Origin of the sequence: Veillonella parvula, assembly GCF_036456085.1 — a bacterium.
Classification (GTDB): Bacteria; Bacillota; Negativicutes; order Veillonellales; family Veillonellaceae; genus Veillonella; species Veillonella parvula_E.
Genome location: NZ_CP138632.1, coordinates 1,513,044 through 1,538,759 on the forward strand (window position 1 = coordinate 1,513,044; position 25,716 = coordinate 1,538,759).

29 protein-coding genes and 1 tRNA gene are annotated in these 25,716 nt (G+C 38.9%); 4 read left to right on the top strand and 26 right to left on the bottom strand.

Features of this window, described 5'->3' with window-relative positions:
- Window positions 1-330 precede the first annotated feature (330 nt).
- From PK1910_RS07290 to PK1910_RS07320, 7 genes are all read right to left on the bottom strand, one after another.
- On the bottom strand, window positions 331-1,974 hold the full coding sequence (locus PK1910_RS07290; protein WP_058948275.1) for a DUF438 domain-containing protein: 1,644 nt from the start codon (window positions 1,972-1,974) through the stop codon (window positions 331-333).
- A gap of 405 nt (window positions 1,975-2,379) precedes the next feature.
- Window positions 2,380-3,009, bottom strand: a complete 630-nt coding sequence (locus tag PK1910_RS07295) for a superoxide dismutase (RefSeq protein ID WP_058948276.1) — start codon at window positions 3,007-3,009, stop codon at window positions 2,380-2,382.
- A 359-nt stretch (window positions 3,010-3,368) separates the two neighbouring features.
- Window positions 3,369-3,908: a cysteine hydrolase family protein gene (locus tag PK1910_RS07300; protein ID WP_058948277.1), complete on the bottom strand. Its 540-nt coding sequence runs from the start codon at window positions 3,906-3,908 to the stop codon at window positions 3,369-3,371.
- Between the two features lie 213 nt (window positions 3,909-4,121).
- A complete protein-coding gene (locus tag PK1910_RS07305; RefSeq protein ID WP_058948278.1) occupies window positions 4,122-4,634 on the bottom strand; it encodes a phosphatidylglycerophosphatase A family protein in 513 nt (170 codons plus the stop codon).
- Window positions 4,635-4,644: 10 nt separating this feature from the next.
- Window positions 4,645-5,040 (bottom strand): hypothetical protein, encoded by a 396-nt coding sequence (locus PK1910_RS07310; RefSeq protein ID WP_058948279.1) that lies wholly within the window; start codon window positions 5,038-5,040, stop codon window positions 4,645-4,647.
- A 100-nt stretch (window positions 5,041-5,140) separates the two neighbouring features.
- Entirely contained in the window at window positions 5,141-5,485 is a 345-nt protein-coding gene (locus PK1910_RS07315; protein ID WP_004698208.1) for a zinc ribbon domain-containing protein YjdM, read from the bottom strand.
- A 127-nt stretch (window positions 5,486-5,612) separates the two neighbouring features.
- Window positions 5,613-5,975 carry a MerR family transcriptional regulator gene (locus PK1910_RS07320; protein ID WP_058948280.1) on the bottom strand — a complete coding sequence of 121 codons (363 nt, stop codon included), beginning with the start codon at window positions 5,973-5,975 and terminating at the stop codon, window positions 5,613-5,615.
- Window positions 5,976-6,041: 66 nt separating this feature from the next.
- Here PK1910_RS07320 and PK1910_RS07325 point away from each other — a divergent pair, with 66 nt between their 5' ends.
- Window positions 6,042-6,419 (top strand): carboxymuconolactone decarboxylase family protein, encoded by a 378-nt coding sequence (locus PK1910_RS07325; RefSeq protein WP_058948281.1) that lies wholly within the window; start codon window positions 6,042-6,044, stop codon window positions 6,417-6,419.
- Window positions 6,420-6,908: 489 nt separating this feature from the next.
- Here the strand turns inward: PK1910_RS07325 and PK1910_RS07330 are convergent, their stop codons facing one another.
- Window positions 6,909-7,406 carry an ECF transporter S component gene (locus tag PK1910_RS07330; RefSeq protein ID WP_058948282.1) on the bottom strand — a complete coding sequence of 166 codons (498 nt, stop codon included), beginning with the start codon at window positions 7,404-7,406 and terminating at the stop codon, window positions 6,909-6,911.
- A gap of 233 nt (window positions 7,407-7,639) precedes the next feature.
- Between PK1910_RS07330 and PK1910_RS07335 the strand changes: the two genes are divergently transcribed.
- Complete coding sequence (locus tag PK1910_RS07335) at window positions 7,640-8,206, top strand: NAD(P)H-dependent oxidoreductase (RefSeq protein WP_004694596.1); 567 nt, start codon at window positions 7,640-7,642, stop codon at window positions 8,204-8,206.
- 66 nt (window positions 8,207-8,272) lie between these two features.
- Here PK1910_RS07335 and PK1910_RS07340 read toward each other — a convergent pair whose 3' ends face one another.
- The 5 genes from PK1910_RS07340 to PK1910_RS07360 all read right to left on the bottom strand — a co-directional run bounded on the left by PK1910_RS07340 (window position 8,273) and on the right by PK1910_RS07360 (window position 11,319).
- Window positions 8,273-8,860 carry a hypothetical protein gene (locus tag PK1910_RS07340; protein ID WP_058948283.1) on the bottom strand — a complete coding sequence of 196 codons (588 nt, stop codon included), beginning with the start codon at window positions 8,858-8,860 and terminating at the stop codon, window positions 8,273-8,275.
- Between the two features lie 131 nt (window positions 8,861-8,991).
- On the bottom strand, window positions 8,992-9,312 hold the full coding sequence (locus PK1910_RS07345; RefSeq protein WP_287510862.1) for a barstar family protein: 321 nt from the start codon (window positions 9,310-9,312) through the stop codon (window positions 8,992-8,994).
- A 70-nt stretch (window positions 9,313-9,382) separates the two neighbouring features.
- Window positions 9,383-9,928, bottom strand: coding sequence for a hypothetical protein (locus PK1910_RS07350; protein ID WP_058948284.1), 546 nt, complete (start codon window positions 9,926-9,928; stop codon window positions 9,383-9,385).
- A gap of 258 nt (window positions 9,929-10,186) precedes the next feature.
- Window positions 10,187-10,263 (bottom strand) — tRNA-Arg (locus tag PK1910_RS07355).
- A gap of 48 nt (window positions 10,264-10,311) precedes the next feature.
- Entirely contained in the window at window positions 10,312-11,319 is a 1,008-nt protein-coding gene (locus tag PK1910_RS07360; protein WP_058948285.1) for a 5'-nucleotidase, lipoprotein e(P4) family, read from the bottom strand.
- Window positions 11,320-11,588: 269 nt separating this feature from the next.
- On the opposite strand from PK1910_RS07360, the gene PK1910_RS07365 reads away from it, so the two are divergent.
- Window positions 11,589-12,470 carry a hypothetical protein gene (locus PK1910_RS07365; RefSeq protein WP_058948286.1) on the top strand — a complete coding sequence of 294 codons (882 nt, stop codon included), beginning with the start codon at window positions 11,589-11,591 and terminating at the stop codon, window positions 12,468-12,470.
- A gap of 153 nt (window positions 12,471-12,623) precedes the next feature.
- On the opposite strand, the gene PK1910_RS07370 is transcribed toward PK1910_RS07365, so the two are convergent.
- The 10 genes from PK1910_RS07370 to PK1910_RS07415 form a co-directional block, all read right to left on the bottom strand.
- Entirely contained in the window at window positions 12,624-14,087 is a 1,464-nt protein-coding gene (locus PK1910_RS07370; RefSeq protein ID WP_058948287.1) for a catalase, read from the bottom strand.
- A 316-nt stretch (window positions 14,088-14,403) separates the two neighbouring features.
- Complete coding sequence (locus PK1910_RS07375) at window positions 14,404-14,688, bottom strand: hypothetical protein (protein WP_004694573.1); 285 nt, start codon at window positions 14,686-14,688, stop codon at window positions 14,404-14,406.
- A gap of 88 nt (window positions 14,689-14,776) precedes the next feature.
- Window positions 14,777-16,165 carry a DNA polymerase IV gene (dinB, locus tag PK1910_RS07380; RefSeq protein ID WP_287510859.1) on the bottom strand — a complete coding sequence of 463 codons (1,389 nt, stop codon included), beginning with the start codon at window positions 16,163-16,165 and terminating at the stop codon, window positions 14,777-14,779.
- 2 nt (window positions 16,166-16,167) lie between these two features.
- Window positions 16,168-16,512 (bottom strand): ArsR/SmtB family transcription factor, encoded by a 345-nt coding sequence (locus PK1910_RS07385; protein WP_004694570.1) that lies wholly within the window; start codon window positions 16,510-16,512, stop codon window positions 16,168-16,170.
- 539 nt (window positions 16,513-17,051) lie between these two features.
- Entirely contained in the window at window positions 17,052-18,335 is a 1,284-nt protein-coding gene (locus tag PK1910_RS07390) for an adenylosuccinate synthase (protein ID WP_008602060.1), read from the bottom strand.
- A gap of 74 nt (window positions 18,336-18,409) precedes the next feature.
- A complete protein-coding gene (locus tag PK1910_RS07395; protein WP_004698285.1) occupies window positions 18,410-18,682 on the bottom strand; it encodes a helix-turn-helix domain-containing protein in 273 nt (90 codons plus the stop codon).
- A 1-nt stretch (window position 18,683) separates the two neighbouring features.
- Window positions 18,684-19,034, bottom strand: a complete 351-nt coding sequence (locus tag PK1910_RS07400; RefSeq protein ID WP_004698170.1) for a type II toxin-antitoxin system RelE/ParE family toxin — start codon at window positions 19,032-19,034, stop codon at window positions 18,684-18,686.
- 276 nt (window positions 19,035-19,310) lie between these two features.
- On the bottom strand, window positions 19,311-20,483 hold the full coding sequence (locus PK1910_RS07405) for an MFS transporter (protein ID WP_004698296.1): 1,173 nt from the start codon (window positions 20,481-20,483) through the stop codon (window positions 19,311-19,313).
- A 120-nt stretch (window positions 20,484-20,603) separates the two neighbouring features.
- The gene (gene purB / locus PK1910_RS07410; protein WP_058948288.1) at window positions 20,604-21,899 is read right to left on the bottom strand and encodes an adenylosuccinate lyase; all 1,296 of its coding nucleotides are present in this window, start codon (window positions 21,897-21,899) and stop codon (window positions 20,604-20,606) included.
- 146 nt (window positions 21,900-22,045) lie between these two features.
- Entirely contained in the window at window positions 22,046-22,993 is a 948-nt protein-coding gene (locus tag PK1910_RS07415) for a zinc metalloprotease HtpX (protein ID WP_004698199.1), read from the bottom strand.
- A gap of 180 nt (window positions 22,994-23,173) precedes the next feature.
- Between PK1910_RS07415 and PK1910_RS07420 the strand changes: the two genes are divergently transcribed.
- Complete coding sequence (locus tag PK1910_RS07420) at window positions 23,174-23,584, top strand: hypothetical protein (RefSeq protein WP_004698294.1); 411 nt, start codon at window positions 23,174-23,176, stop codon at window positions 23,582-23,584.
- A gap of 154 nt (window positions 23,585-23,738) precedes the next feature.
- Here the strand turns inward: PK1910_RS07420 and PK1910_RS07425 are convergent, their stop codons facing one another.
- Genes PK1910_RS07425 through PK1910_RS07435 form a run of 3 tightly spaced genes read right to left on the bottom strand, consistent with a single transcriptional unit; the run spans window position 23,739 to window position 25,580 of the window.
- Complete coding sequence (locus PK1910_RS07425; RefSeq protein WP_058948289.1) at window positions 23,739-24,569, bottom strand: hypothetical protein; 831 nt, start codon at window positions 24,567-24,569, stop codon at window positions 23,739-23,741.
- A 4-nt stretch (window positions 24,570-24,573) separates the two neighbouring features.
- Window positions 24,574-24,978, bottom strand: a complete 405-nt coding sequence (locus PK1910_RS07430; protein WP_004694558.1) for an ExbD/TolR family protein — start codon at window positions 24,976-24,978, stop codon at window positions 24,574-24,576.
- Window positions 24,975-25,580, bottom strand: coding sequence for a MotA/TolQ/ExbB proton channel family protein (locus tag PK1910_RS07435; RefSeq protein ID WP_004694555.1), 606 nt, complete (start codon window positions 25,578-25,580; stop codon window positions 24,975-24,977). Before PK1910_RS07435 ends, PK1910_RS07430 begins: the two co-directional genes overlap by 4 nt.
- Between the last annotated feature and the right edge of the window lie 136 nt (window positions 25,581-25,716).

A 25,716-nucleotide genomic window follows, 5' to 3' on the forward strand; every position in this document is an offset into this window, starting at 1 on the left:
ACAGGTCTAAAATAATAGTTAATTTTCAATATCACTATATAATCAAAAGAGGCAGTCACAGCTGTTTAGAACACGTCTGTGGCTGCCTCTTATTATATTTAAACCTACTTTTAGCTAATCATACGTTACTATTACCGACATCTAAAGCCTTTATTAGGAGTATTAAAGCAATTATTTATCAGGAGTATTTGAAATAATCGATTATTCGGAACGTTTGAAAAGCCTTTTAGCAGGGATATTTAATAGTCTTTTACTAAGAATATTAAAAATCGTTTTTTACTAAGAATGTTTAAAATGGTCTTTTAGTAAAGATATTTAAAATAAAATTTACTAGGAACGTTTGAAATGGTCTTTTGCAAATTGCATGTCTTGCACTAATTCTAATGTACCAAGGTAATTATTGTTTTGGTCGCGCACCGCCATATAGTTTACATAGAATGGACGACCTACCTTTTCAAGCCATACCGCCACATTATCGCGTTCCCCTTTGCGGAAGGATTCGATAATACCGCGTACGATAGGCTCTATCTTTGGAGGATGGCAAGAGTATACATCGCGACCGATAGCTGTAGTAGGGCGTTTAAAGACCTTTTCACCATCATTGAAGTAACGGTTAATGTCTTCGTGGTCAACGAAGGTTACTTCCATTGGCATTGTATTAAGCATGGCATTTAATTGATCTACAGTTAAGCTACCACCTATTAGAGCAATAGTATTATCATCGCCACTTGCTTTTGTTGTTTGTGTAGCTAATGCAGCCTCAGCCTCTGCCCAAGCAGTGCGTTTTACCCCAAAGATTTCTTCATACTGTGCTGTATCTTTGTAGATTTGGTACCACTCTTCAGTACTAAAGTTCTCTGCACAAATTGGGAACAAGATATTTTGCTCTTTGTAGATCATCTCTTGAGCACGTGTGAGAAGACCATCAAACTCTTCGTACCAAGCATCATCAATAGACTTAGCACGAGCTAGACGACCAAAGCCATCGCGAATATCGTCATCAACAGTCCACATAACCATGGATGGACCAGAGATATCATAGGCTACTTTCAAATGAGGATATAAAAGGTCGCCCTTCTTAGCGTAGTGAATAGACACTTGGCGCACTTCGTTCACATCATCTACCGTAGCAGTCTTATCGGCCACCTTAACCTTTGTAGCTTCAATCAACGCATCAAGAGCTTTGTTTTCTTCTGTTAATCGATTGAGTGGATGACCTACTGTTTCGACTAGCGTTACTACGCTTTGACTTTTTTCTTGTGCTTCTAGTACAGCCTCAACCTTAGCGTGTTCAGACTCCATTTGTTCATGGATAGTGGAGCCGTGGAACAAGGCAGAGTGAAGGTCACATAATTGTTGAACCTCTGCTAGTGGTGTGCCTTCACGCATAAGGCCTTGTTCAGCTTTCATGATTTCACTAGCCTCAACATGGGCGAATTGACTAGCAAAGTCTTCACGAACGGCACCAAGGTCTTCACCTGTACCTAAACGTTTCAAGAAACCTTTGAGCTGCTCTACGCGTTCGCTATCTTGAACTGTATCTTCAGCCTTAGTTTCGGAATCTTCATCAGTATTAGCTGGCGCTGTAGTAGATACTGGTTCACTGTTTTCTACTGCATTTGCTGCAACTGTACTAGATGCTACGTTAGCAGATGCATCCGTAACATTAGACTTTGTAGCCGTTGCGGTAGGCGCTACACCAGGATGACCCGTAGTTTCCGCATCATCACCAGATAGATTTGGCATTTCACCTTCTAAGGTAAAGCCAGCTTTCATGAAAGCGCCCACGATATCAATCATGGATACGCCTTTCATCTTAGCCCCTTTCGGGATGGTCATGATTTTACCAACAGAGTTCAACATCACCTTGTTTGTAATTTCGCTGAACCCTAATTCTTTCATAATATCTGCTACTTCAGGATATTCTTTTACCAAATCATATACAGATTTGGATAGATCTAATTTCTTTTCCATTTTGAGCCCCTCATGTCAAAATCTTTATAAAATACTTACTAATATTAATGAGCCCCTATACGTAAAAATCTCGCATATAAGGCTATCTATTTACTGTGAAAGGTCTATATATAATGACCTATGCATCTATGATAAACGATATCGATTAGAAAATCTGTATCCGTGGCAATACTTTTGAAAGTAATTCAAAATTTTTCAGAATATCATGTAACGCTTTACCAATAGTAACTCTTTACCAATAAAATAAATTATACGCTTATACGCTCGAAAACAGTAAAAAAAGATAAAAATAACGGATAGATGATTATCCATCCCGGCTCATACATGAAGGGAGACACATCAACTATCCGTTATATATTTAAATTACTTGTCTATTACTGTTTCTGTTTCTAACAAGTGTACCACTTAATCATGATGTGGTTTCAATGCTTTTTCGTAGTTTTCAGAAACTTTATCCCAGTTAATAACTCGGAAGAATTCCTTGATATAGTCTGGGCGACGGTTTTGGTAGTGCAAATAGTATGCATGTTCCCAAACGTCCAAACATAAAATTGCTTTTTTACCTTCCAATAGAGGGTTGTCTTGGTTCGCAGAGGATGTCACTTCTAGCTTGCCATCTTTGTTAACTACAAGCCAAGCCCAACCGGAGCCAAAACGTGTAGCTGCCGCAGTAGAGAAGCTTTCAACAAAAGCATCGTATCCACCAAGTTCAGCATCGATAGCCTCTTTCAAAGAACCTTGCAATTTAGAAGTATCTGGTTTTGTCATGATGTCCCAGAACATGGTATGGTTCTTGTGACCGCCACCATTGTTGATAACTGCTTGACGGATATCTTCAGGCACATTAGCAATATCGCCGAGAATACAGTCTACACAGCCATACGGAAGATCAGGATATTTCGCGATAGCAGCGTTCAAATTATTAACATAGGCTTGATGATGCTTGTCATGATGCAATTTCATTGTTTCAGCATCGATAACAGGTTCAAGGTAATCATACGCATACGGTAATGGTGCGAGTTCGAAAGGTTTCATAGTAGTCCTCCTTAAATTTAGGGCATAGAACAATGCTAACTATTTCGTATCATCGTTCTTGTGAAAGCGATTCGATGCACCTGCATCGGTAATATAGAATCAATCTACTAGCATAGCATATATACTTCAAGAAGAGACTGATTATCCTAACGTAACCAGAAGTTAGGATATAATATTTTAGCTAACAAATTGATATGAATTATCATTCTTTATCTAATTGTACACATTATATAGAAAAACGTCAATATAAAAGACGAACATAAAAGGCCATAGGAACTCCTACAGCCTTTAATTAGTTAATTATTATGTGACTTTTGATCAACAATATCACATAACTTTATATAAATTCGATCCACAAGTTAGTCAATGATGCACTGACACATTTTCATCGTTGTTAATGCCGCTTGATGAGACTCCTCTGTTACGCCAGCACAACAGCTCGAATCAATATGTATAGGAATCTCTGGCAAGCCTGCTTTCAACAGGATCGCATTGGAAACAACGCAAATATCTGTGCATAAGCCGATGAGAGTAATAGACTCAATAGGATTTACCCTATCCATGCCCTCTAAACGACTTACTAGCTCAAAAGAGGCAAAGTTTGGCTTATCTACAAAGGATACGGGGCTCATGATTGAACGACCTTCTGCAGCCTCGATCAATCCCTCCACAATATGCCAGCCCTCGGTATTTTTCACGCAGTGAGGCACTGGTAAAAGCTTTCCTTCTTGACGTTCCAAGTAATCCCTATCATGTGTATCGCGAGTAAAGATAATAGGACCATCAAAGCTTTCAATTTTCTTACGCACATTATCTACGATTAACTGTGCTTGCGATGAACCAAGTGCACCATCTACAAAATCATTTTGCATATCGATTACTACCAGAACCTTTTGCATAGCTCCTCCTGTATATAGCTACAAAACAAAGTACTTATTTCCAATCAATATTATTTATACTCTTTATTCTTTATAACATCAATAGTATCTACCAACTCTATAAATTGTTATCAAGTTGTTGTGAAAGTGTCATCAAATTGTTATGAAAGTGTTATCAATGAGTCATCGAAACCCACCTCATACTTTATCGACAAGTAGATATATGACGGACCTCTATTCTTCTACTATAGCATGTTGCACGCGATTTGGTTCATTATGTGCCAGTTTTCCTGCCGCTGCTGCCGCTACAGCACCTACTAAATCATCAAGGAATGTATTACAGCGTCCCCCTTCTTCGCTATCTAGCTTTTTGATGATACCTGGCTTCACCTTGTCTAGATATCCATAATTTGTAAAGCCAATAGATCCATACAAATTAACGATGGAAAAAGCTAAAATTTCATCAATACCATATAGGCTTTCATCATTAGCAACAATACGTTGCAATGGCTGAGATAGTTTATTCTGCTCCGTTAACTTATCAAGCTCTATGCCCGTAATAATCGCATTATGCACCTCACGCTTAGATAGTACAGAAGCCACACTTGTGCGACACTCTTCCAGTTTTAAATTCGGCATATACGGTTTTTGTACGTAAAAAACAAGCTCTGCAATGTCCTCTAATGTGACACCCCGTTCAGCGAGAAGCTCGTAAGTATATTTCTCTAAATCTTTTGTAGCCTCCATAAGTCCTCCTTTATCCTTTCTTCAGATTGTTATCAGATAACATGACAATACTAACGGGAATCGTTACAACGAGCGCTTCATCAGTATCAACATGCTTAGTATTCCAAGCCGCCTCTTTAGCAGCCTCCTCAAAAATTGGGTACGCTTCACGATCTAGTTTCCAATTATTAGGACCTGCTTCAACAGCTACAATATTACCCTTATCGTCCGTCTTAATCTCTATAGGAACGATTAATGTTCCATCTGCACTCGTTTCAAAAGCCTCTGGTGGAATAATCACGTTATAAGAAATTTGTTGTTGTAATTCATAATTACGCTTGTCCGCAGGCTTTAAATCTGCAGCTAGAGAAATAATAGGACTCATCATAGAGACTAATAAGGCCAATAAAATAACACGGTTAAACATAGTTTCCTCTCATCTAAAAACTCTCTTACTATATGCATTATAAGTTGATTATACCACGAAAAAATCCCTACCGAATTTTTATCGGTAGGGATTCCTTAGATTAGATTTTCTTAACCATTTCAGATTTCAATGCCATCGCACCGAAGCCATCGATTTTACAATCGATATCGTGACCGTCGCTTGCATCGGTGATGAGTCGAATATTTTTTACGCGCGTACCTTGTTTTAATACACCCGCACCTTTTACTTTGAGGTCTTTTACAACAACAACTGTATCGCCATCAGCAAGCTCGTTGCCATTAGCATCGCGAATGATACCCGCTTCAGCTGCAGCTTGTGCATCAGCCGCTGTCCATTCGTTGCCACACATAGGGCAGATAAACATATGCCCATCTTCGTATGTGTACTCGTCGCCACACTTAGGGCAGTTAGGTAAATTTGCCATTTAAATCTCCTTTGTTTATTACATAATGAAAGTATTATATCATACCTTGGAAACCAAGCTCTATATTGATATGATGACCATTAGCTCCATATTGATACGATGGCTATATAATGTCTACAATAAAAACCTACTCAATCTCATTTTTCTTTACCAAAGTTTCATACAACTCCAACTTATCTTCAAGATTATTCTTATAGCCTTCCAATCGTTTGATTTCGGCCTCAATAAATCGATAGTGTTCCTGCAACAGTGTCATTCTTTTACGGGCCGTATGAGCTCCGGCATACCGCAAGTCCGCATATCGCTTGATGTTCGCAAGCGGCATTCCCATGTCTTTCAAGCGTTTAATAAACTGTACAAAGCCCACGTCCTCCGCATGGTAATTGCGAATGCCGTTCTGTCGCTCGATGTGAAGGAACCCCTGATCCTCATAATATCGCAATGTAGAAATGGACAGCCCTACCAATTTTGAAAATTCACCGATTTTCATACTTTCACCACCTTGACCTCAAGTATACTCGAGCATATATCATACGTCTAGATGGAGGTAATAATTATGAAAGAAACACGTTTTAACATCGGTATGAACACATTGAAACAGATTGACGGGATGCACGGCGAGGAGGTGTATAACACAATTCAAGAGATTTCACCGGCCATAGCCGATTTATTGGTCGAGCTATTCGGCGACATCTACACGCGTCCCAACCTGGATTTCAAGGAACGGGAACTGATTACGCTCGCATCCCTGTTAACGCTGGGCGGTTGCGAGGCTCAGCTGAAAGTACATACCAACGCGGCACTCAATGTCGGTATCGCGCCCGAGCAAATCGTAGAAGTCTGCACCCACTGCATCCCCTATGCAGGATTTCCACGCGTGCTGAACGCACTGTTTACGGTGAAAGCAGTCTTTGAAGAGCGAAACGTACTGTAATTAAGGAACGACGACAACAAAAATAGAGGACCCCGACGGGCCCTCTCAACAACACTATTATATTATGTACATTACACGACACATCCAGATTGACGATATACGCCAATCTCATTATAATGTAATAAAGAGATAGTCGACGAGTGGTTCCGTCAGGCTCATCCCAAAACATTATAAGACATGCAGAAATGGCCTTTCGTTTTCAGCTACCAGTTGGTAACGAAAGGCTATTTGTCGTTATTACGACAAATCAGCACTATCAATGCGCCAAAGGAAATAACGACAGTTAAGATCCCGAGGACAATCATAATGACTTCATAAGCATTCATAGGCTTTCACCCCCTTCAAAGAAAAAGGGTGACCCAACCTCGTTCGACTATCTTACGTTTATTATAAACCGAACTTATGTTCTATGCAATAATAAATCTATTAATAAATATTAGTCTATTTATAACTAACAAAGGGAGACTCTTGATAGAGTCTCCCTATTTACTATCCAAGTCGTTTACACAAGATCGCATAGAGTATCATGCTAATAATAACGCTCATAACAGCTTGAATAGTATTAGTTAAAATACTTGCAATGGCTACGCCTGGGTCGAATACAAAGTATTCAGCGATAAAGTAGCCGGCTACGATAACAATACCGCCTACGATAGTTGCTACCAAGGCAGAGGTAGTTGTCTTATTCTTATAGACAGTACCGACAAGATAGCCTTCAAGGCCTTTCACCACGAAGGTGATGGGTACAAAGACTACATAGCCGAGAAATAAATCGGCTAGCGCCGGGCCGAGAGCACCAATATAGGCGCCATATTTTCGACCTAATAATAGAGCTGACGTCATAATAACGACATCTCCTACATTGAAATAGCCGCGAATGCCAGGTACTGGAATTTTCGTATACATTGTAAGCAATGTAGCGAGGGCAATCAATACGGCTGTGAGTACTAACATAGATGTAGTACTGCGGGTTTGAACGTGTTGCATAGCGTCCTCCTTATAAAAAAATAGACATGTGACTATATCCATCACATGTCTATACTATATACCTTTATAGTAACACCTGCAAATAAAAGAAATTAACAATACTTCCTTAGCAAATTCTATTGTCATTTACTTTCAGAATAAATACTCTTCACTAGACTTTAACTTAATATAGATACCATTTTACTATACAAATTGCTTCAACCTGACGATGATTAAATAGAAAGGAACTAGCCATGAATATTTTAATCATTTACACCTATCCTAATCATCAAAGTTTTAATGACGCTATTCTGAAAGTAGTGCAACAGAATCTTTCAAAAGACCACAATGTGAACACCTTGGATTTATATGAGGAGCAGTTCGATCCTATATTGCGATTTGATGACACGCACAAACGTCGAGATTTAAGCACTGTGCCGGACATGGAAAAGTATCGCAACTTAATTACTTGGGCAGACCATTTCATCTTTATCTACCCAATTTGGTGGAGTGGTATGCCGGCAATGCTCAAAGGCTTTATCGATCGCGTGTTTACAGCGGGCTTTGCCTATTCATACGGAAAACGAGGGCTTATAGGTCATTTACAGGGAAAATCCGCCTGGATCATCACCACCCACAATACTCCCGCCTTTTTGACGCCGTTTATTCAGGACTATGGCAAGGTGTTAAAAAATCAAGTTCTGAAATCCTGTGGCATTAAACCGGTTACACATACCCAGTTGGCTGGCACAGAAAACAGCTCAGACGAAAAACGCCGGCGCTTCTTAGACAAAATCGCTAATATCGCCGGAAGTATATAAAATTTATTATTCGTATAATTCTGGGTATCCTAATATGGAGTCATACTTCAACGTAGCAATCTATTCCTAAATTCCATTAAACAATTCTAACAAAATAGCCTCTCGCTCTTTAGTTTGATTTAATAATGGTTTACATAGTAAAAGCACTTGAAGTGAATAGTAGTAGAAGCTAAAGTATAGGTCATCTGGAAACACCTCATCTTCCTCATACCGAATCATATCTTCATCTTCATCGTATACTTCAGACCAAAGGTATTCTTCGTCGAGCATATCCACAAAATTTGGTAATGGATCCGCATGTTCCAGCACAAGGCTATCTCTAATACTTTCAGCAATGACAATAAACAACTCTACTAATGCTTCTGCTAAATAACGAGCCACTTCATTTTGACCTTGCGCTTCAACGGCTTTTTTGAAAGTACGCAATAAAAAAATTAATGCAAACGGCGTAGAATGCCATAAAGTCGATTGATGTTCAATATTTAAGGCTATTTTCTTACCAGCCTCATCAACCGCATCAACACTCTCCATAGCCCATAAAGCATCTAGTTCCCCAGGAAAATCTGTGGCACGACCGTAAGCTGTCGTCAAACGATGCCACGGTATATCACTGATCTGCACAGTTTCCATGTATCTTTGAGTCACTGTATTCATTATATCTACTCCTTGTATCTATGCCCTTTAACAATAATTATGTATGACCACTCTATTTTACCAATTCATAGGTATCTATAAAATGAAGAAATGAAGTTTACCTATCTAGACTTATATACAATACCCTATATTTAGAGTTTCTCTAGTGTACAATCATGTCCACTATTATCTGTATCTAAGATGATTTCTTCAATCTCAGCCATTATTTCTCTCCCTAAATTTCTAATGCTTTTATCATAGGAAATCCACCGAATATGGATAGGCTCACCATATTCATGGCGACCAAAACCACCTCGGAGTACATCGTTGAAAGCATCTAGATTATCTCCGATATGCCAGCCTAAACCATCTGTAAACACAGCCTCTACTTCTTGATAGAACCCTTTTATATTAGAAAATTTTCGACCATCAATAGTAAACACTTGTCTTGCTATCGCCTCTACAATCTCCAATTAATTCATCCTCTCCTTTTATCTTTTTATAGATATATAAAAGTTCAATATAAATCATATCGTAAAAATTTTATTTATCATCAATTTTATAAGGATATGGTGGATAAATTAACTTTAACTTAGACAACCGCTCTTTATAACCTTCTCCACTCCTTGTTACACCATAACTATCTCTAAACCATTCTTTCCCTTGAAAGTCTCTAAAGAATACACCTATCACTAGAAATTTAGACATTCCTAAGCCTCTATGTTTCATAGTAAAGTATTCTATATAATGCCCCCGTATCTCTCTAACATAACAAACTTTAGAAATACATTCACCATTAAATAAATCCATATTATTTAATCCCTGAAGAATAATAACATCATATACCTTAAAATCAGATTTATTATTAATCACAACAAAAGACTCTCCTAACTCTTGTTGTCCCCCACGCTCAATAGCAGGTTCTATTTTAACGGCTTCACTAAGCGATTTATAGTACTGTTCTCTTCTCCAAAACTTTTCAGTATTTGTACGAGCCCTCCAACTATTATACAAACCAAAAAGCGAAATAAAAAAACTAGATATTGCTATAATAAGCCCCCAATCAAAAGTTTCTATATTCACAAACATACTATTCCCCCTTAACTAATATATCCTCACGGTACTACTATAATCATTCCATTAATAGAAGCTGTTATTATTACTAACACACCATATAATTCTAAAAAATAATACCAATAAATATCATACTATTGTCTTACGTTGCTAAAAAAAGGAGATTACTTAATTCAAGTAACCTCCTTAATTGTAGCCAAATCAGAAAATTGGCTTATCTACCAGGCTATTTCTACTTTTCTATTATAAGAAAGAAATAGATATCTATTTTTATGGTGCGCCTAGAGGGAATCGAACCCCCAACCTACAGTTTAGGAAACTGACGCTCTCTCCGGTTGAGCTATAGACGCATGTATACTTTATTATATCGTTTTTAATAAAGTATACGCAAGACATCCTTATTGTTGTAGGTATTGGTTATTCACTTGTTTTTGTTCTTCTGGGCTTAGGTTTTGGTAGCCTTTCGCTAGTGCACTTACCCAGGATCCGTAAGCAGGGTTTGGAAATACGACAAAAGTAGTACCAAAGTCCTCTTTATGATTGTCGATGATGGCATTTCTTTCAGCTAGTGTCTTGCCTTTTGTGCCAATAGGGAAATCACCGGCGTTATCGCCCATGTATACAACGACATAATATTTTTTAGCAATCATATCAAAGCGAGGTTGTTTATCAGAGTCTTTTTCGAATAGTAGTACATGGTCTTTATCGACAGATGGGAATCCTAGTTCTTTAAAATTCTGTATCGTTACGTCAAGGTTTACAGGTGCGTAGCGATTTGAAACATAGAAGATTTCTACCCCTTGTTTATGAACTTCATTTAAAAATTCAACGGCTCCAGGCATGGCTTGCGATTTTCCTTGATGCACGGCTTGACGCCACCAAGGAGCATCAAAACGACCATTACCGTTTGCTATACTTTCACCCATCAACTTGGTATTGTCCACTACGGTTTCGTCCGCATCAAGAACGATAGCTAAAGGTTTTCTTTGATGAGATGGATCAGTAACGGCCATCTTAACGGCATTCATTGCCACATTGTACCCTTGATACGCCAACGCTCTGTACTCTGCAGAGGTGCGCATCCATAGCAAGCCCATCGTTTCAGTTTCGGCTTGGTACTGTTGCTTTTGCTTGAGGGCTTCCTGTGCCACTACATCATTAGCTACTACATTATTAGCTACTACATTATTAGTTACTGTATGATTTGCTGTAGCACTAACTCCATCATTCTTAACTGCTGTAACAGTAACAGGCTGAGCTGGTTGAGCCTGCGTTACAATAGCTGCGGGAGCAGAGTTATTTGCTTTCACCGTCGCAGGAGAATTCGCCTGTACTACAGATCCAATACAAAGGCTTCCTCCAATACAAGCCACCGCCACATACCATGCCAAACTACTAGATTTCATAACTGCCTCCTATTCACATGTAACATTTCGTGCAAATTCAACACATCATATAATTCTACATAGTTATACTAAAATCCTATTAAAATTTGTATATTTCTGAAAGTAAAAAAGAGCCTATGCACCATACCATAAATCGATTCGATTCAGGTAGTTGCTTAGGCTCTTTTAGGAGTTAATAAGTACGGTTTTAAATCTATCTATGCAAAAACTATGCTATAATACAGCTATTGATGGTATTAGAGATTTCTTACTAAAGAGAGGTATATGTAATGAAACTATGTAAACGATCAATTATTGTCAGTTCACTATTAGCTGTATTAGCTATATCATCTGCATATGCAGCTGCCCCTGTGCAATCTACCGAAAACACAGATACTGCTATAGTTGATATGGATTACTCCAATCTTCCAGAGCTAAAAAAATCTATCGAAAGTGCAACACCGGCTATGGTCCAATCTACTCTTGCTGCTTCTAAGGGAAAGCCTACTAAAGATAAGCCCGTCTATTCGACAGTCACTATGACCGGTAACCGTGTTGTATCCGTAAAGACCTACAAAACTAAAGAAGAACAAGAAAAGGCCATGTTAAAGGAGCGTGAACGCTTAGACAAGGTCAGTGCGAAACGTCGTGCTAAACGGAAAAATGAAACTCGCGCAGATATGCTAAAAGGTTTAAAAGCAATACCTATGTATCCACCTGTTAATGAAACACGAGCATTACAAAGCGAAATGTTCTCTCAACCATTTGGGAGACAACTCGATTTGCGTTTAGTAGAGGCCTACACACAAGATTATGACAAGGCCAAACCCGGCGATATTTATGTCTATGCAGATTATGTGGACTATACATCTAAGCAGCTATTAGGTGAAAAAGATGGTACTACGGCTATTTCAGCCATGATTCTACGTACAATCATGAGAAAAGACGAAAACAAAGCTTTCAGCATCGATGTAAATGCGTACTTCATAAATCCAACAACACATACGATTTCCATAAGTCGTTCTGAAGATGTAAAAGGCATCAATATCAAGAAAAGTGAAATAGCTGAAACCGTATTTAAACTACCGACACACCAGCTACAACCGGGTGATTCACAATATGAAATTGCTAAGCTTATGTATCAAGACCTAACAAGTAAAAAATTTGATTAGTAATATTAAAATACACTCTCCACAACAAAAGCCCCTCCTTACTATGAACTACATAGCAAGGAGGGGCTTCGTGTTAGTTTAAGGAAGTTCTTTTATCGCGTTAGTATTGTGTAGATAAACTATTTTAATATTGTTTAAATAGTATCGTTAGTCTTATTTTACATCGCTAAAATCGATGTTCATGCCCAAGGCTTTAGCAACGCCTTCACCATAAGCAGGATCACATTGATAGCAATGTTTTGCATGACGTTCTTTGATGAAATCAGGTACACCATTCATAGCCGCTGCGGTATTTTCAAACAAAACTTGTTGTTGTTCAGGGCTCATGAGGCGGAATAATTTACCTGGTTGTGTGAAGAAGTCAGAGTCGTCTTCATAGAAATCATATTGGTAAGCTGGACCAGATACATCGAGAGGAGGATTTTTGAATTCTGGTTGTTCAGCCCATTCACCAAAGCTATTTGGTGCGTAGCCAATTGTTGACCCATGGTTTCCATCTATACGACCTTGACCATCGCGATGATAGATATTTACAGGGCATTTAGCGGCATTAACAGGGATTTGATAATAATTTGCCCCTAAACGATAGCGTTGCGCATCGGCATAAGAGAACAAGCGACCTTGAAGCATTCTATCAGGAGAGAAGGATACACCTGGAATGATAGTTGTTGGTGCAAATGCAGCTTGTTCTACATCTTGGAAATAATTTTCTGGGTTACGGTTAAGTTCCATCACACCGACTTCGATCAATGGGAATTCGTCATGATACCATACTTTTGTTAAATCGAATGGATTGTATGGCATATTGTTAGCTTGTTCTTCCGTCATCACTTGGATGCATAATTTCCATTTAGGGAAATCGCCTCTTTCAATAGCCTCAAAGAGGTCACGTTGGTGACTTTCACGGTCACTCGCCACCACATTAGCCGCCTCAGCATCGGAAAGATTTTCAATCGGCTGTTGGCAAACCCAATGGAATTTAACCCATACGCGCTCATCGTTTTCGTTGATAAGACTGTATGTATGACTGCCGAAACCATGCATTGTGCGGTAGGATTTAGGAATACCACGGTCACTCATGACGATTGTTACTTGGTGGATCGCCTCTGGCAAGCTAGTCCAGAAATCCCAGTTTGCTGTCGCATCGCGAAGATTTGTTTTCGGATTCCGTTTTACAGCGCGGTTCAAATCAGGGAATTGCAATGGATCGCGAATAAAGAATACAGGTGTATTGTTACCTACGAGGTCCCAGTTCCCTTCTTCCGTATAGAATTTTACGGCAAAGCCACGAATATCGCGTTCTGCATCGGCCGCACCACGCTCCCCGGCAACTGTGGAGAAACGCACAAATAACGGTGTTTGCTTGCCTACTTCAGAGAAAATTTTTGCTTTCGTATATTTTGTAATGTCATTGGTTACTGTGAAAGTACCAAATGCACCGGATCCTTTAGCATGCATACGGCGTTCAGGAATCACTTCGCGCTCAAAATGAGCTAATTTCTCCATGAGCCAAACATCTTGCATCAATACAGGACCACGTTTACCTGCTGTAGCAGAGTTGCGATTATCTGGTACGGGAGCACCAAAGGCTGTTGTTAGTTTCTTTTCATTATTCATGTTACAAACTCCTACTTAGAGATCAAAATGAAAGTAATTTACTTTACATAATTTTTAAATCATACATCTTAATTACGATAAAAATTATTAATGGATAATTATTATCCATTAATATGTAATTAGAATATCACAAATTTTTTAACATAACAACCCTAAACTTTTACAAATCTTGTATACACGATATCATTTATAATTTTAAAATGAGAATTTCAATGCTATATATTTAAAACCTATTAAGATATACCTACAAAAATACGCAAAACAAAAAACACCTTGTTTCTACTAACTTGTAGATCACAAGGTGTTTTCATTCAATTTATGCTGGACGACTCCAGTCAACTTGTACGTCGATTGCTTCCCACATGCGTGTTAAAGCTAACTTAAGGTTATCCAAAGATTCTAATGGTTTTACGGTCAACCGTTCATACGTATCAAGACCTGTAGCATGCTCAATAGCATGTTCATTATTTAAGTAAGCGATTACCTTATCAACCCACTCTTGTTCAGGTAAATCTACGGACACTGTTTTTGTTTCTGTATCATAAGACAAGAAACCATTGCTGTTTACGCCATAATGGATGGCCACACGAAATAAACTCATATCTATACCTCTCTTGCGGTAATTTATTAACACTACACCCATATTGTAACATGAACAATTATATTAGCGAAAGTATTCAATATAAACTTTATAAGTCCTTTTTGACGATCTTTTTAGGTTCTTCAATAGATGCCTCTGCATCCACGGCCGCTTTCAACTCTGACCGTTTCCTACGTATTCCATTGTCTCCGTGAAAGCGCTGCCATAATGCACCACTCATAACAGCAGTCTCACCAAATTTAGACTCTAAGGAGTCTAACACGCTAGCAAGCTTATCCTCTGTTTCATCCTGTGGGGAATCAAAGAGACTATCCTGCATAGGAACCTCCTCATCGAGACCACTCACAGTAAGACCTAATAGTCGTATAGGGCCAGGCGGATCCATACAGGTAATCCCTTTAAAACTACTACATTTAAAATTCGTAGACTTTACCTTTGTAGTGGCCCCTAACGGTTCCGTATCTTTCTTAGACTCTTTAGGCCGCTTACTCGTCTTATCCTGCATCAATTTATTCCACAGAATCAATGCTGTTTCGAAAAATACATGTTCCTGGTCTGATGGTGTATCTAAACGTTTTTGTCTTGATACGGTAGTGAAATCATCGTAGCGCACCTTAATAGATACAGTGTGTCCATGAAGGCTACGCCTTCTAAGCCGTTTCGATAGACGGTTCGCAAAGTACCTAAACTCTAATTCAATAGCACGGCCCTCTGTGAGATCTTCTTCGTAGGTTTCCTCCACTCCAATTGATTGTATCTTGCGTTCTGTTTCAACAGGTCTATCGTCGATACCATTCGCCAGCTCCCATATGCGCTTTGCCTGATTCCCCACGAGAGGAATTAAACTGCTTTCATCAGGCAAAGACTGAATATGACGCATCAGGTGAAAGCCACCGGCTTTCAAAATTTTCTCTGTCCGAGGACCAACACCCCAAATACGTTTAATAGGCAAAGGAGCCAACACCTCTTTTTCACGACCGTATGGGATGACTACAAGACCATCGGGTTTATCTAAATCAGAAGCCAATTTAGCAAGAAATTTATTGGGTGCTAAGCCTGCAGAGATAATAAGTCCTGTTTTCTCGAATACACGATCTTTAATGGCTCGCCCTAGCGCTTTAGGGCCACTATACATGGTAGACATGCCACTCACTTCAAGAAAGGCTTCATCAATAGATAAAGGCTCAATATAAGGGGTGAATTCTTTCATAATGGAAAAAATTTGGTTCGACACCTCTTTATAGCGATCCATTCGAGGATATACATAAATCCCATCAGGACAGAGTTTCTTAGCCCTCGAGATTGGCATCGCAGAGTGAACACCAAATTTTCGGGCCTCATAGGAACAGGTAGCTACGACACCACGTGAAGAAAGACCACCCACGATTACGGGGTGGCCTTTATACTCTGGATGATCCAGTTGTTCTATGGACGCGAAGAATGCATCCATATCAACATGCATAATCCAACGTCTCATTGTTACGCTTCTTTTTCGTGCTCAGAAATGCGGCAGTATTTAATTTGCGCGCAAATGCACTCATCTTTAGTTTTGTATAATTGAGGGAGAATATCTAAAATATCCGCAAATGTAGCTTCATTAATGGAGTAACGCGTCCATAAACCATTACGTTGAGAGTTAACTACACCTGCATCAATTAAGATTTTCATGTGGTAACTCAACGTAGATTGAGACAAATTGAAGCTCGCTAAAATATCGGCTGCACATAATTCATTGCAAGACAACATATCGATGATGTGTAATCTTGTTTCATCGCTTAATGCCTTAAAAATCGTCGCTAAACGTTCGTAAGAAACTTCAACCATATCTTTAACTCCTCAGATCCTTATCAAAAAATATCAATCTACTTCTTGGTACTATTATATACTATTTCTTAATGTAAATCTATTTTTTTCTTTATATTTGTATCTTAATAATTTATTATGAATACAAAAAAATTATAGATAAGTAAATTTCGCCTCATTATAAACTAATTTAAGCACGTAGCTATTTGTATAAAATGAATATTTTAAACAAATTTTCATTTTATAGATTTATCTGAGTATACATTTTTCTGTATATTCAACAATTACGCTCTATTATTCGTTATATATTTTTCGATATGCTCACGCTTTAATAACTATAAAGCATACTTCGATATACCGCACTACTGTAGCAACCTAAAGGATTAGATATAGAGGATCCACGTTTGTATTCTACATCCATTCAATACAAAAGACCCCTCTGTGAGGGGTCTAATCTGTATAATTCTATAAATCGATTGCATAGCAAGAAATGTTAAAATATATAACACTCTATCAATGCTACCAAATGCAAATTTTCTATTATATCAAATTAGTATAGCTTAGAATACATTTACTAAATCGATAGTTTGGCTACGGTTAGGACCAACAGATACAATGCCTAAAGGCACGCCTGTTACTTCTGCAATACGTTCTACATATTTGCGAGCATTTTCAGGCAATTTATCATATTCACGGATACCAGAAATATCAGTTTCCCAACCTGGCAATGTTTCGTAAACTGCTTCACAAGCTTCAAGATCTTTTAAGTTAGCTGGGAACCCTTCTACGTCTTTACCATTCAATTTGTAACCTACACAGATCTTCAATTCTTTAAAGGTATCAAGAATATCCAAACGTGTAATAGCTAAGTAATCAAGGCTGTTAAGACCTGCTGCGTATTTTACAACCATGAGGTCTAACCAACCACAACGACGAGGACGACCCGTTACAGTACCGAACTCATGACCAAGTTCACGGAGATTATCACCAGTTTCGTTAAGAAGCTCTGTAGGGAATGGACCTGCACCAACACGTGTAGCATACGCTTTTACAACACCAAAGATGTTTTTCAAGTAGTTAGGACCCACACCAGCGCCCGTGGAAGCACCACCTGCGATTGGATGAGAGGATGTTACGAATGGATAGGTACCATGATCAAGGTCGAGCATAGTAGCTTGAGCACCTTCGAATAATACCTTTTTATCCTCTTTTACAGCTTTAAGAACAGCCGCATTAGTATCTGTTACATAAGGTTTCAAGGCTTCAGCGTATTTGATGTAATCCGCTAAGATTTCATCGTAGCTAACAGGTTCAGCATCGTATACCTTAGTAAGCATTTTATTTTTGAACTCTACATTGTACGCTAATTTTTGTTTGAATGTTTCCATATCATACAAATCGCAGATACGGATACCGATACGATTGATTTTATCAGCGTAGCAAGGACCAATACCATTTTTAGTAGTACCGATTTTAGCATCCCCTTTAGATGCTTCTTCCGCAGTATCTAGAGCGATATGGTATGGCATGATTACATGTGCACGATTGGAAACTTGAAGGGATTTAGCAGATCTGCCTTGCTTTTCAAGACCTTCAATTTCTTGTAGCAGAACTTTAGGGTCGATAACAACACCAGTACCCACGATATTTTGTTTGTTATCGTATAAGATACCACTTGGTAAAAGGCGAAGTGCAAACGCTTTATCATCAACTACAACAGTATGACCCGCGTTATTACCACCTTGACTGCGCACCACAACATCCGCACGTTCTGCGATCCAGTCAACAATTTTACCTTTCCCCTCGTCACCCCATTGAGTGCCGATAACCATACTAGTTGCCATATCTATATCCTCCATATGAAAGTCTAAATAATTCAATATCATTATACAACAATGTTCGGATTCTGTGAAAGTATTTATACAAATTCAATCTTTAGTTTCTTCCCAAAAGCACGAGCTATCTTCTGCAATGTTTTCAAAGATGGATTTCCATTTCCATTTTCAATCTTGCTAATATCGGATTGTGTAATACCAGTTAATTCAGATAATTGCATTTGCGTCATATGAGCTGCAAGGCGAGCCTCTACAATATTCTGAATGATTTGATATTCATCATCTAACGCATCCCACTCTTTTTTAAACTTCGGATTTTTTAATTGCTTTTCTAAATATTGATCTAACGTTTCCATATTATCTATACCTCTCAATATAATCCTTTTTATACTTAACAGCCAATGTAATTGCATCCTTAGGCGTTTTCATAGATTTTTTAACAAAACCATTCGTCAAAACAATGCATTTTCCCACAAAAAAGAAATATAATATCCTAGAAATATTTGAACCTTGTTTTGTACGCAACTCATAAATGCCCTCTTCTAAATATTTAGACTGAGGCTCTCTCAAACGATTGCCATATAATTCGAGTATCTTTAGATCTCGAATTGTTTTAGCTCGCTGCTTATCTGAAAGTTCATTTAAGAATACTTTTGCTGGTTTATCTCCACTTAGAGTTTCATAAAAAACAACAGAAAACGTATCCATCATATTCCTCCTAATACTAGAAGAAATCTTTACCTCAATTATATGTTAAAACATATATCCAGTAAAGATACAGAAATATAGAGATATAAAAATTTAAAGTCTTACTATATCCAATATAGATAACTGGTTTATTAAAGTAAACAAATGGGAGGTGACCAATGGTCACCTCCCATTTATTGACATTTTAACGAGTCAAAATATTCTATTTTAGTTCTTTTATACGATTTTGCTACTTACATGCTATTATGTCTTTAATATGACCCTATTGCAGCGATGTTATTTTGGTTCTTTTAGCCAGAAGCTCATTAAGAGCCCTATCAACCCTACAGGTATTAATGTCATCAATGCCGTTTGTACGTCATAAATATCTGCTAGATGTCCTACATAAGGTGCCACAAGGCCACCTAAGGTAATGCCAAGGCCTAGCGTAATACCAGATGCAAAGCCCGCATTTTTAGCAAGGTATTTTTGACCTAACACCGTAATTGGCCCGTATTGTGAGAACACACCAAAGGCCATCGGTATCATGGCACCAAAGAAGCCCCAAATATTAGACACAAATATAAATACTAAAACAGAAGGCAAGAAAATCAGATTACCTAAGCGTACAGTTTTAAGAAATCCAAGTCTATCAGATAAAGCCCCTCCCATATAGGTAAGAACGGCCCCCATCGCAAAGTACGCAGTAAGGGCCAAACTAGATGCACTAGCTTCACCATTAATAACGGTAATATACAAAATAGGAATAAAAATAGCCAATACAGAGAAGAGTATAGATCGAGAGGCAATCACAAAAAATAACTTACCAAAGCTCGCCCAATCATTTGTAGCAGTACTAAGAACCTTAGAACGACTTTCACGGTTACCAGTATCAACAGTATCAGCAGTATCATCGGTATCAGCTTCACCCTCGCCCATAAAGGCATAGAGATATAGCAATACGCCAAGTAGCGCGATAATCGTAAATACCCAAAGGAATTGTCCCCCAAAGACATATACACCCCCAGCGAGGAGAGGTCCAAGTGCAAAGCCAGCGCTACCACCGACTGCAAAGCGCCCCATAGCATTACCAAGCTCATGAGATTGCGTACGATTTACCAGTAGAGCTGCCTCAGGATGGAATAATGCGGCCCCTACCCCGGCCAAGAGCGACAAAGCAAGAATCATTTCGTAACTCGTAGCAATCGCTATAGCACTAATGGATACCAATGTAACCGAAAAGCCTACAGGAATGAACCACGGCACGCGCCAACGATCTGCTACATAGCCCAAAATAGGCTGAGCTATGGATGCAACTACGGTGTTACAAAATATAATAAACGCCGATTGATAATAATTAAGTCCAAAGTTAGTAATAAAGAATGGTATCAACGCAGCTAATGAACCTTGCCCAAAGTCATTAATGCAGTGAAAAATAGGTGGTCCGTACTTTCTTATGATACGTTTCATATAACCTCCTAATACAAAACAGGTAGGCACAGCCAACGCCTATTGCATGTACCATTGTACCATAGGCTGGTTGGTCTATACCTACCCTAATTTTATATGTTATGTGGAAAGCGCCTACAATTATAGGCCAAAGCGAGCCATGATTGTATCTACATGTCTTAGCAATTTATATGGGTCGAAGCATGCATCAATTTCCTCATCAGTCATGTATTTCTTAATATTTTCATCAGCTTTTAAACCTGTTGCAAAGTCTTTGCCTTCAAGCCAGCGTTCCATAGCATGTTTTTGAATCCAACGGTATGCTTCGTCACGTACCGCTCCTTTATCTACAAGGTGTGTCAAAATTGTTTGGCTAAATACGAGTCCCCCTGTGAGGTTAAGATTTTTAAGCATGGTTTCAGGGTATACCAACAATTTATCAATGGTGCGAATTGTTAAGTGAAGCATGTAATTCAAAGCGATTGTCGCATCTGGCAAGATCACACGTTCCACGGAGCTGTGAGAAATATCGCGTTCATGCCACAATGCTTGATCTTCGTAAGCAGATTGTGCATAGCCACGAAGCAAGCGAGCCATACCACAAATTCTTTCACATGTAATAGGGTTACGTTTATGAGGCATCGCAGAGGAACCCTTTTGTTTAGGGCTGAAATATTCTTCTGCTTCTCGTACCTCTGTACGTTGTAAGTGACGGATTTCCAATGCGATTTTGTCTAATGTACCGCCTACAACAGCAATGGTAGACAACAACTCAGCATGGCGGTCACGTTGCACCACTTGCGTAGCGATTTTAACAGGTTCAAGGCCTAATTTTTCGCATACGTATTGTTCTACGAATGGATCGATATTGGAGTATGTACCAACAGCGCCAGACAATTTGCCAACGGCAACACTTTTACGAGCATGTTCCATGCGTTCAATATCACGTTCTACCTCTGCCATCCACAACGCCAATTTCAATCCGAATGTAGTTGGTTCGCCGTGAATACCGTGGGTACGGCCAATCATAGGAGTATATTTGAACTCAGCGGCACGACGACGCAATACTTCGTGCAAATGCTTTAAGTCATCAATTAAGATATCGCAGGCTTGTTTCATCATGTACCCAAGCGCCGTATCTTTCACGTCTGTAGAGGTAAGACCAAGATGGATGTATTTAGCCGCTTCAGGACCTACGTATTCGCCCACTGCTGTTACGAAGGAAATGATATCATGGTTTGTTTCCTTTTCGATCTCATGAATGCGCTCAACGTCGAAATTGCCCTTTTCCCGAATTGTTTTCGCCGCTTCTTTAGGAATGACGCCCAACTCAGCTTGTGCCTCAGATGCGAGGGTCTCCACCAATAACATTGTGTCGAATTCGTTGCGTTCGCTCCAAATATGGCCCATTTCTTCTCGTGTATAACGTGGTATCATGATGTCTCCTTTGCATGATAAAAGCTAGATTTATAGGATTATTGTACCATATGTGAAAGCTCCATTCAACGAACAGAGCTAAATTTTCCGAATGATAATTATATTAATTTTACTTATTGTTCGTATTTATTAAATTAATTATCACTTTAACGATTTTCTTTAAGACTTTGCTTGAGATTATATACCTCTATCCCTTCATTGATACGTTGTATTCGCTTAATCATTTTTGGATGAGTAATAAACAAGCGACTGAAAAATCCTGTACTTTCACAATCATATAATTCACCATTCTCTAGAATACCAATTTGTTCAGTAGCAAGTCCTAATGAAACTAGACCATCACGCAGCTCCCGCCCCAAACCAATCGAAACGGCATAGGCATCAGCAGCATACTCTCGACGACGGCTATCAAAATAATAGGTAATCCACTTCGGTAATAGAAGTACATATTTCACGATTGCAATCATAACGATAAGAATTAATTGAATAATACGTACTACGATATTAACAATTGGTATAATAGCCAGTATATTTAAAGCAAAATTTAGATATATTACAAGATTTAAAATTAATTGCCCTAGTCGATCCATAGCATAGGTAATGGTTAAATAGATAGTATCACGATGCCGTAAATGGCCTAATTCATGGGCAAGAACACCTAATAAATGCCGTTTATCTAACGAATACAAGGCTCCTGTATAAATCGTAATGTGATTTAATCCAGATGCAAAGGCATTAATTTCCTCATCTGTACGCATGCGCAATATCAGTGAGTTACGTGCTACACCGCTAAATGCACATAATTCCTCAAACAGCGGTTCAATATATTCAGATTCTTCTGCATTTGGTTTTCTTTCACCTTGCAATACATGGACAATCCAACTAAAAGGTGGCAAAAATAATCCGATGGCCACAATAATAGGCAACGCAAAGGATATAATAATATATACATCGAGCTTATCCACTAAATGTAGCGGTTTTATAAGCCAGTCCCATGAAAACGGATACACATATTGAACTACAGATTCTAAAATAGGAAAAAATACAAATACAATAATAACATTAACAATATAGGTAAGAATAACTTGAATCATAATCTCTCACTTTGATTTCTCATATAGTTATATAGTAATAAATTAATTTATAATATATCATAGCTATACATTGTGATATATAATAAACATACAGACTAAATGTACTGCGAATAATTGCTCAATCTATACACGAGCTTTATACTAATAGTAACAAACATTTCTACTATGGGGGAGGCTTTCATGGCAACTTTAAATCGTAAGGAACGCCGCGCACAGCGCAACGAATCTAATACTATAGGTATTCTATTACGTCTATTCTTTGGGCTCAGCTTTATCGGCTTGGCGGTAGTCCTTTTTGGCGAGTTTGATTATAACTTTATCTTCTCCATCTTTACGGCAGACATCGTAGTATCTTTAATTTACGTAATGACGAATAAATCGCGTATTACTACATCCTTAGCAGTAAACACAAATGTACGCGTTATCATCGCATTTCTCATCATGTTGATTACCATGTTCTTCTATGCTTTTGCATTGTGGCGAGCTGATCAATTCAGCACTCCTATGCAAGTCACATTATTCATCGGCGGCGCCATCGTATATCTAGCCGTCTTCAACTCCACGAAAACAATACTTACCAATCAAAATTAATACAATACATATAATTAATCCTTGAAATATAACTCAACATGACTCAGATAGAACAAGTATTTCATAGTAATACATAGTATCAATCAATACAATCATTTTTTACAACCATAACAAAGAGGCATATCCCATACTAATGTATGTAAGATATGCCTCTTTATTGTCCTAATACAACAGGAACTGCTAGATATACAGGTTCCCCTCTTCGATTGATAATAGAACCACTGCTTTTAACGATGCGCATTGCTTCCTCTTTGACTGGTTGCGGTACATCCTCTGCGATGAGCGGTGTATGTTCTCCTACGATGACATGTCCATTAACGTCAAAGTTAACGCGCACTACAACCTTACCTGTTACAATTGACCCCTTCCCCTGTTCTTGTACAGTTCGTAAATATTCTTGGGGGTTGATATCCGACTTTTGTAAAAGCGCTTGTTGCCCTGGTGTTAGGAGCCCCCACGCAAGATCAGATAGGAAGGATAAATCACTAGCTTCGGCAAAGCCGTTTCCATTCGCATTCGGATCAGATGTTATATCCTTACCTATAGGAGCATTGTCAGGCTTAGAGGATTTCCCGTCTTTGGAATCATTTCCACCCGTAACTACAGCTTGTTCATTATTAGTCGTTTCCGATTCTATGGCCTTGGGAACGGCCCATTCACGACGAGCATTAGATGTAGTCTTATTGGCATTTAAATTGTGAGCACTTTCATCACCTGTATTTTCCGTTACAAGAGGATCTGCCTTAGGCGCAGGCCCTTCTGGAGTCGGAGGTTCAACCGGTGGCTTATCCTTAGGTATAGGCTCAATAGCGGTAGTTTTCGCATCACTTTCACTATCCTCAGGCAGATGAAAGCTAACCTCTGCGGCATCATAAGCCACACCGGTTCCAACGATACCACGCAAGGAAAGCCCCATGCCAGAGATAAGCATGATGGTAATGCCTAAAGATATAATAAAAGGTTTCAGATAATGTGATTCAAACATGGAATCACTTCCGTTCCGTAGCGACGCTAATATATTTAGCACCGTTCACCTTGAGCATGTCCAAAAGCTCGATAACATCGTTATAATATACATCTTTTGAAGCACGAATCACAAAGGCTTGTTGAGGTGCTTGTGTAACGATAGATTTGACCTCTTGCGCCAAGCGATCCGAAGAGATTTCCTGATTATCGATATACAGCGTGTGCGTTGTGGTCAAGGTAATGGTGATAGGTTCGATAGATTTCGCTGTAGACGTCGATGCAGATGGTAAATTAAGCGGAATTTGTTGCTCTGTATTCATGTACAGCGTGCCTACCATGAAAAATACTAATAAAAAGAATACGATATCAATCATGGGAATAATCATGATGGTAGGCTCTTTTTTAACCCCTAACGTGCGTCGTCTCATATATCATGTTCCTCGTTGTACGCATCAAGAATGTTGCCGCACTCATGTTCTAATGTCGCCACAGAATCATTGACCTTTGCCGCACAGTAACTGTGAAAGCCAAGGGCAATAATGGCCACGGTCAAACCTGTAGCCGTTGCCACTAAGGCTTCAGAAACACCACCTGTAATAATGGTCGGAGCCCCAATGTCGCCACCTACCACGGCAAACGCACGAATCATACCGAGGACCGTCCCTAGCAACCCCAATAACGGAGCCATTGTTACAATCATGCTGAGCCAACTAAGGCCGCGTTTTAAACGTTCATCAGCGTACGACACTACATCTTGAAGGCGGTTTTCCAAGCCATTATAATTCTTTGCACTGCGGATAGCACGGGCAAATAAAGAACCAAGTTCCTCTGTATCCCGTTCCAAAACACTTGGTAACATAATCCAAGATTGATTCTTCTCTAAGACCTTATTAAAACGGCGCAAATCCTTTGTAAACTTGCGATATAGAAAGATACGTTCAATGCCAATCATCAAGGTAAACAGTAAAAAAATCACCAGCGGATACATAACAAATCCACCAGCTACAAATAAATGCGCTATACTACTCATACTAACCTCCAAAAGCCACATACTTTTAGGCTCTATCCGGGTTAATTATACCACGTTTTATCCCACCGAAAACAGATATAGAGCGTAAAACCACAACATAAATAGATATAGGATGACTTGCAAGATAAATATAGAC